The sequence below is a fragment of the Tabrizicola sp. genome, from assembly GCF_036781545.1.
In the GTDB taxonomy this organism is placed as follows: Bacteria; Pseudomonadota; Alphaproteobacteria; order Rhodobacterales; family Rhodobacteraceae; genus Tabrizicola.
Genome location: NZ_DAIQAT010000015.1, coordinates 36,061 through 43,609, shown reverse-complemented (window position 1 = coordinate 43,609; position 7,549 = coordinate 36,061). Strand labels below are relative to the sequence as shown.

Genomic DNA, 7,549 nt, shown 5'->3' with positions numbered 1-7,549 from the left:
GCGCGGATCGTCGATGACAAGCTGGACTTCCAGCTTGCGGCGCTGGCCGCACAGAAGGAGGCGCTGGCGGCGCAGCTGGCCAATGCCGGGGCCGATCTGAAGCGTGGCGAGGACCTGTTGAAGAACGGCGTCACCACGACCCAGCGGGTCGATGCGCTGCGGACGCAGGTGGATGTGCTGACCGGCCAGATCGCGGCGCTGGCGGCTCAGGCCGAGGTGATCGCGCAGCAAGCCAAGGAGGGCGTGGTGCTGGCCCCGGTCGCGGGGCGGGTGCTGGACGTGCCGGTGGCGAAGGGCGCGGTGGTGATGCCGGGCGAGGGTGTCGCGGTCATCGGCGGCGGCGGGACCTATCTGCGGATCTCGGTGCCGGAGCGCCATGCGGGTGCCCTGAAGACGGGCGATGCGATTGAGGTTTCGGGCGTGGAAGGCGACCTTCAGGGGAAGCTGGCCCGGGTCTATCCGCTGATCGAGGGCGGCCGGGTGGTCGCCGATGTCGAGATTGCGGGGCTGCCCGACACCTTCGTCGGCGCGCGGATGCTGGTGCGTCTGCCGGTCGGAGAGCGTGAGGCGCTTCTGGTGCCGAAGGCCGATCTGGTGACGCGCGAAGGACTGGATTTCATCGGCGTGCAGCGGGCGGACGGCGTGGGGCTGCGGTCCATCGTGCCGGGCGCGGTGCAACTGGTGGACGGGGTCGAGATGGTCGAGGTGATCAGCGGCCTGTCGGCGGGCGATGTGGTGCTGCCCGCCTTAGAGGTGACTGCCGAGGTGGGCCATGAGTGACAGGCATCCGCTGGGCATCGCCGGGGGGCTGACAAAGGCCTTCATCGGCTCGGCGCTGACGCCCCTGTTCATCCTTGCCGCGCTGGCGGCGGGGCTGGTCGCGCTGGTCAGCCTGCCGCGCGAGGAGGAGCCGCAGATTTCGGTGCCGATGGTGGACATCCATGTCCAGGCGCCGGGGCTGAAGGCCGAGGATGCGGTCAAGCTGGTGACAGAGCCGCTGGAGGCCATCGTCAAGGGGATCAACGATGTCGAGCATGTCTACTCCTCGACCCGCGACGATGCGGCGATGGTCACGGCGCGGTTCGAGGTCGGCACCCGGGTCGAGGATGCGATCCTGCGGGTGCATGACAAGCTGCGGGCGAATATCGACCGGATTCCGGTGGGGATCCCGGAGCCGCTGGTCGTGGGCCGGGGGATCGACGATGTGGCGATCCTGACGCTGACGCTGTCGGGCGAGGGGGTGACGGCCAATGACCTGACACGGATTGCGCGCACCCTGCAGACCGAGGTGGCGAAGACCGCGGATGTGGGCCTGACCTATCTGGTCGGCGATGCGCAGGACGCGATCCGCATCGAGCCGGACCCCGACCGGCTGGCCTTGTATGGCGTGACCCTGCAACAGCTGACGGGGAAGGTGGCACAGGCGAACCGGGTGCTGAACACCGGCAAGCTGCGCGACAAGGGCCAGATGGTGGATCTGGTGGCGGGGGAGACGCTGACCGCTCCGGCGGAGGTGGCGAACCTGCTGATCACCACGCGGGACGGGCGGCCGGTCTATGTCTCGGACGTGGCGCGGGTGCGCTATGTCGAGAACACGCGCGATACGCTCGTCTCGCACCGGGCGAAGGGCGGGGCGGCTGGCCCGGCGGTGACGCTGGCGATCGCCAAGCGGGCCGGGGCCAATGCGGTGGTGGTGGCCGAGGCGGTTCTGCACCGGGTGGAGGCGCTGGAGCCAAGGCTGATCCCCGCAGGCGTGACGGTGACGGTCACGCGCGACTATGGCGAGACGGCGAACGAGAAGGCGAACGAGCTGCTGTTCCACCTGGGGCTGGCGACGGTGTCGATCATCGCGCTGGTCTGGCTGGCGATCGGCTGGCGCGAGTCGATGGTGGTGGCGATCGTGATCCCGGTGACGATCCTGCTGACGCTGTTTGCCGCCTGGGTGATGGGCTTCACGCTGAACCGGGTGTCGCTCTTCGCGCTGATCTTCTCCATCGGTATCCTGGTCGACGACGCCATCGTGGTGATCGAGAACATCGACCGGCACTGGGGGCTGGACCGCAAGCGGTCACGCGTGGAGGCGGCGATTGCGGCGGTGGCGGAGGTGGGGAACCCGACCATCGTGGCGACGCTGACGGTGGTGGTGGCGCTGTTGCCGATGCTGTTCGTGAGCGGGCTGATGGGGCCCTACATGTCGCCCATTCCGGCCAATGCTTCGGCGGCGATGATCTTTTCCTTTTTCGTGGCGGTGATCATCACGCCCTGGCTGATGGTCAAGATCGCCGGCCGGGCCGGGGGGCAGGGCCATGGCGAGGGCGGGCATCACGGCGGCTGGCTGGCGCGGGCCTATGCGGCGGTGGCGCGGCCGGTGCTGGCGACGAAGCGGCGCAGCCTGGGCTTCCTGCTGGTCACGGCGGCGCTGTCCTTCGGGTCGCTGGGGCTGCTGTATACCCGCGACGTGACGGTGAAGCTTCTGCCCTTCGACAACAAGTCGGAGCTATCGGTGGTGATCGACCTGCCGGAAGGGTCCTCGGTGGAAGCGACGGACCGGGTGGCGCGGGATGTGGCGGATGTGGTGCTGGGTCTGCCCGAGGTGACGAGCGTGCAGACCTATGCCGGGACTCCGGCGCCGTTCAATTTCAACGGGTTGGTGCGGCATTATTACATCCGGAACGAGCCGCAGCTGGGCGAGGTGGCGATCAATCTGGCGGGCAAGGCCGACCGGGAGCGGGAGAGTCATGCGATCGCGCTGGACCTGCGGCAGCGGCTGGCCTCGCTTTCAGTGCCGGAGGGGACGGTTCTGAAGGTGGTGGAGCCGCCGCCGGGGCCGCCGGTGATTTCCACCCTGCTGGCCGAGGTCTACGGGCCGGATGCGAAGACGCGGCGGGCGGCGGCGGGGATGATCCGTCAGGCGTTCCAGGCGGTGCCGTTCATTGTGGACGTGGACGACAGTTTCGGGGTGCAGGCGCGGCGGCTGCGGGCGACGATCTCGACCGACGATCTGGAGTTCTATGGCGTGCAGGAAGCCGACGTGTTCGACACGCTGGCGGCTTTGAACGGGGGACAGACGGTCGGCTATTCGCACCGGGGCGAGGGGCGGCTGCCGATCCCGTTGGTGGTGGGGCGCGACAAGGCGGACCGGGTGCTGGACGAACGCTTCCTGACCACGCCGATCCCGGCCAATGCCCTGCCGGGCGCGCGGGGGGTGGTGGAGCTGGGCGATGTGGTGCGGGTCGGGGAGGAAGCGGCGAGCTTCCCGGTCTTCCGCCACAACGGCCGCGATGCCGAGATGGTGACGGCGGAGCTGGCGGGGGATTTCGAGGCGCCGCTTTACGGGATGCTGGCGGTGGCCGACCGGATCGAGGCGATGGACTGGCCCGAGGGATCGAGGCCGGAGATCGCGCTGCATGGGCAGCCGGAGGACGAGAGCCGGGTCACGCTGTTGTGGGACGGCGAGTGGGAAGTGACCTTCGTCACCTTCCGCGACATGGGGGCGGCCTTCGGGGTGGCGCTGCTGGGGATCTACATCCTGGTCGTGGCGCAGTTCGGGTCGTTCAAGCTGCCCCTGGTGATCCTGACGCCGATCCCGCTGACCTTCCTGGGGATCATGGCCGGGCATTGGCTGTTCGGGGCGCCGTTCTCGGCGACCTCGATGATCGGCTTCATCGCGCTGGCGGGGATCATCGTGCGGAACTCGATCCTGCTGGTCGATTTCATCCGCCACGGCGGCGGGGTGACGGTCGACCTGCTGATCGAGGCGGGGGCGATCCGGTTCAAGCCGATCCTGCTTACCGCCATCGCCGCCATGATCGGCGCGGTGGTGATCCTGGCGGACCCGATCTTCCAGGGGCTCGCGATTTCCCTGCTGTTCGGTCTGCTGAGTTCCACGCTGCTGACCGTGCTTGTCATCCCGGCGATCTATCGCGTGTTCCGGACTGAATCCGGAAGCACGGGGCCGGACGCCACTGCCTGATCAGAAGGAGGAGACTGAAATGGCACATGTCGTTGTTCTGGGGGCCGGGTTGGGCGGCGCCATCATGGCTTACGAGTTGAAGGACCAGTTGCGTCCCGAGGACAAGGTGACGGTCGTCACCAAGGATCCGGCCTATCACTTCGTCCCTTCGAACCCCTGGATCGCCGTGGGCTGGCGCGACCGGGCCGACATCACGGTGGACCTGGCGCCGACCATGGCGAAGAAGGGGATCGGGTTCATCCCGGTTGCCGCCGAGAAGCTGGTGCCGGAGGAGAACCGGATCGCGTTGGCGGACGGGAAGTCGGTCAGCTACGATTATCTGGTGATCGCCACCGGGCCGGAGCTGGCCTTCGACGAGGTGCCGGGTCTGGGGCCGCATGGCGGTTTCACCCAGTCGGTCTGCCATATCGATCATGCCGAGGCGGCGAAATCGGTCTTCGAGAAACTGGTGGCGAACCCGGGGCCGGTGGTCATCGGCGCGGCGCAGGGGGCGAGCTGCTTCGGCCCCGCCTATGAGTTCCTGTTCATCCTGGAGACCGCGCTGCGGCGGGCCAAGGTGCGCGACCGGGTGCCGATGACCTTCGTCACGCCGGAGCCCTATATCGGACATCTGGGGCTGGACGGGGTGGGCGACACCAAGGGCCTTCTGGAATCCCAGATGCGCGAGAAGCACATCAAGTGGATGACCAATACCCGTGTGACGCGGGTGGAGGACGGCCATATGTTCGTTGAGGAAATCAACGACGATGGCAGTGTGAAGGCCGAGCGCGACCTGCCTTTCGCCTTCTCGATGATGTTGCCCGCCTTCCGGGGGATCAAGCCGGTCTCGGGGATCGAGGGGCTGAGCAATCCGCGCGGCTTCACCATCGTCGACAAGCACCAGCAGAACCCGAAATTCCCGAACATCTTCGCGGTCGGCGTCTGCGTGGCGATCCCGCCGATGGGGCCGACCCCGGTGCCCTGCGGCGTGCCGAAGACCGGGTTCATGATCGAGAGCATGGTCACGGCCACGGCGCACAACATCGGCAACATCGTCCGCGGCAAGGCGCCGGACAGCGTGGGGTCATGGAACGCGGTCTGCCTGGCGGATTTCGGCGACGGGGGCATCGCCTTCGTGGCCCAGCCGCAGATTCCGCCGCGCAACGTCAACTGGTCGTCGTCGGGCAAATGGGTGCACCTGGCGAAGGCGGGGTTCGAGAAATACTTCCTGCGCAAGCTGAGGAAGGGCCAGTCGGAACCCTTCTACGAACACCTCGCGCTGAAGGCGCTGGGGATCGACAAACTCAAGGAAACCACGAAAGGATAAGATATGTCGATTGACAAGGCAGTTCTGCGGTTCGCCGGGGTCATGGTCCTTCTCAGCGTCGTGCTGACGGTCTATGTCTCGCCGCTCTTCGTCTGGTTCACCGTCTTCGTCGGGTTGAACCTGTTGCAGTCGTCCTTTACCGGCTTCTGCCCGGCGGCGATGGTGTTCCGGGCGATGGGCGTGAAGAAGGGCTGCGCCTTCGAATAGGGGTGGGTGATGGCAGAGATTCTGGAAGGCTTCGGCGGCACGCCGGAACAGGCTGCGAAGGCGGTGGCGCTGTTGAAGTCGCTGTCGCACGAGGGGCGGTTGCAGATTCTCTGCTGTCTGGTCGATGGCGAGATGAGCGTCACCCAACTGGCCGAGGCGCTGGGGTCCAGTCCCGTCAGCGTCTCGCAACAACTGATGCGGCTGCGGGCCGAGGGAATCGTCCAGACCCGCCGCGAGGGCAAGAGCGTGATCTACAAGCTGGCGCGCGAGGAGGTGGCGGCCATCGTCACCGCGTTGCGCGACACGTTCTGCAAACGGCATTAGCCGGGCCGGGCAGGGTCTTCCTGATTCCGTCGTCGCGCATGTCGCAAAATCGCCGGTTCGCTTCGCCAACGTGACTGTGGGAAGGCCGGTTCCGACCGCTGATATCCCGGCCTGATCGCCTGGAGGGTCGCGATGAACGAAGTCAGCAGAACTGCCCGCGCCGGAGGCCGGGGGGCCCGCCGTGCGCTCCGCTCGGCCCCGGATTTCGACATGCTGCCCTCGCTGAAGCGCGGCATCCCGGACTGCGAGGTGATGGACCCCGCCCGGGTGGAACAGATCGACGATGCCTCCATGTCGATCCTGGAAGAGGTCGGCGTGATCTTCCGCGACGAGATCGCGCTGGCCGACTGGAAGCGCGCTGGTGCCAAGGTGGTGGGCGACCGGGTCTATCTGGACCGGGGCCTCGTGCGGGAACTGATCTCCACCATCCCCTCGGGCTGGACCTACCGGGCGCGGAACCCGGAGAAGAGCCTGCCCTTCGGCGGCAAGCAGTCGATCTTCGTGCCGATGACCGGGGCCCCCTTCCTGCGCGATCTGGAGGACGTGCGGCGCTGGCCGACGATCGCCGACCTGAACATGTTCCACAAGCTGGCCCACATGTCGCCCGCGCTGCATTCCACCGCGCACCACATCGTCGAGCCGATGGACATGAAGGTCAGCCACCGGCACCTGCACATCACCTATTCGTCGATGAAACATTCCGACAAGACCTTCATGGGCATGACGACCAGCGGCAAGAACGCCGAGGACGTGATGGCGATGTGCGAGATCCTGTTCGGCAAGGACGTGATGGAGGAAACCCCCGTCACCACCGGCAACTGCAACGGCAACTCGCCGCTGGTCTGGGACGAGACCATGCTCAGCGCCATGCGGGCCTTTGTGAAGCGGAAGCAGCCGGTCTTGTGCAGCCCCTTCGTGCTGGGCGGGGCCAACACGCCGGCTTCGGTCGCGCCTGCGGTGGCGCAGCTGAATGCCGAGGCGCTGTCGGCACTGGCCTATACCCAAGTGATCCGCAAGGGGGCGCCGGCGATCTACGGGCATTACCTGTCGACCGTCAGCATGAAATCCGGCGCGCCGATGGCGGGGACGCCGGAGATTTCGCAGATGAACTTCATGATCGGCCAGATGGCGCGGTTCTACAACGTGCCGTGGCGGACCTCGAACCTGCTGGGCGGGGCCAAGACCTTCGACGCCCAGGCGGGTTATGAAAGCGCGATGACGATGAACGCAGTGCTGCACGCAGGCGCCAACTACATCTGGCATTCGGCAGGCTGGAACGAGGCCGGGATGCATTGTTCCGTCGCCAAATTCGTGGTCGATGCCGAGATGTGCCAGATGGGCTACCGCATGGCGGAAGGCCCGCGCTGGGACGATTTCGACGAGGCGATGCAGGCGGTGCGCGACGTGGGGCCGGGGGGGCATTACCTGGGCCATCCGCATACGCTGGAAAACTTCGAGCGCGCCTTCTTCATGCCGAAGCTGTTCGACAACAACTCGATCGAGCAGTGGCAGGCCGAGGGCAGCGTCGAGATCACCCAGCGCGCGCTGGACCGGGCGCGGCAGCTTCTGGCGGACTATGAGGAGCCGAAGCTGGACGACGGCGTGAACGAGGCGCTGCTGGACTACATCGCCCGGCGCGAGCGCGAAATCCCGGCGGTGGATGAGCTGAACACCGAATACTGATCCCTGCGACTGGCCGCCTTCCGGGGCGGCCGTTTTTCTGGAGGCGTGATTGCCGA

At 66.8% G+C, this 7,549-nt stretch carries 6 protein-coding genes; all 6 read left to right on the top strand.

What is annotated here, in order from left to right; genetic code table 11:
* Positions 1-780, top strand: a 780-nt coding sequence (locus V7Q39_RS04855; protein WP_333815406.1) for an efflux RND transporter periplasmic adaptor subunit, incomplete at its 5' end; no start/stop codon positions are given.
* Positions 773-3,973: an efflux RND transporter permease subunit gene (locus V7Q39_RS04850; protein WP_333815405.1), complete on the top strand. Its 3,201-nt coding sequence runs from the start codon at positions 773-775 to the stop codon at positions 3,971-3,973. The genes V7Q39_RS04855 and V7Q39_RS04850, both read left to right, overlap by 8 nt.
* Before the next feature lie 19 nt (positions 3,974-3,992).
* Complete coding sequence (locus V7Q39_RS04845; protein WP_333815403.1) at positions 3,993-5,279, top strand: NAD(P)/FAD-dependent oxidoreductase; 1,287 nt, start codon at positions 3,993-3,995, stop codon at positions 5,277-5,279.
* 3 nt (positions 5,280-5,282) lie between these two features.
* Positions 5,283-5,486, top strand: a complete 204-nt coding sequence (locus tag V7Q39_RS04840; RefSeq protein ID WP_333815402.1) for a YgaP family membrane protein — start codon at positions 5,283-5,285, stop codon at positions 5,484-5,486.
* 9 nt (positions 5,487-5,495) lie between these two features.
* On the top strand, positions 5,496-5,810 hold the full coding sequence (locus V7Q39_RS04835) for an ArsR/SmtB family transcription factor (RefSeq protein ID WP_333815400.1): 315 nt from the start codon (positions 5,496-5,498) through the stop codon (positions 5,808-5,810).
* Between the two features lie 132 nt (positions 5,811-5,942).
* Positions 5,943-7,493 carry a trimethylamine methyltransferase family protein gene (locus tag V7Q39_RS04830; RefSeq protein ID WP_333815398.1) on the top strand — a complete coding sequence of 517 codons (1,551 nt, stop codon included), beginning with the start codon at positions 5,943-5,945 and terminating at the stop codon, positions 7,491-7,493.
* The last annotated feature ends 56 nt before the right edge of the window (positions 7,494-7,549 follow it).

Excerpts from the sequence above, each read along its gene's own strand:
- V7Q39_RS04840 (WP_333815402.1), top strand. The coding sequence starts at position 5,283 with ATGTCGATTGACAAGGCAGTTCTGCGGTTCGCCGGGGTCATGGTCCTT.
- V7Q39_RS04850 (WP_333815405.1), top strand. The coding sequence starts at position 773 with ATGAGTGACAGGCATCCGCTGGGCATCGCCGGGGGGCTGACAAAGGCC.
- V7Q39_RS04845 (WP_333815403.1), top strand. The coding sequence starts at position 3,993 with ATGGCACATGTCGTTGTTCTGGGGGCCGGGTTGGGCGGCGCCATCATG.
- V7Q39_RS04835 (WP_333815400.1), top strand. The coding sequence starts at position 5,496 with ATGGCAGAGATTCTGGAAGGCTTCGGCGGCACGCCGGAACAGGCTGCG.
- V7Q39_RS04830 (WP_333815398.1), top strand. The coding sequence starts at position 5,943 with ATGAACGAAGTCAGCAGAACTGCCCGCGCCGGAGGCCGGGGGGCCCGC.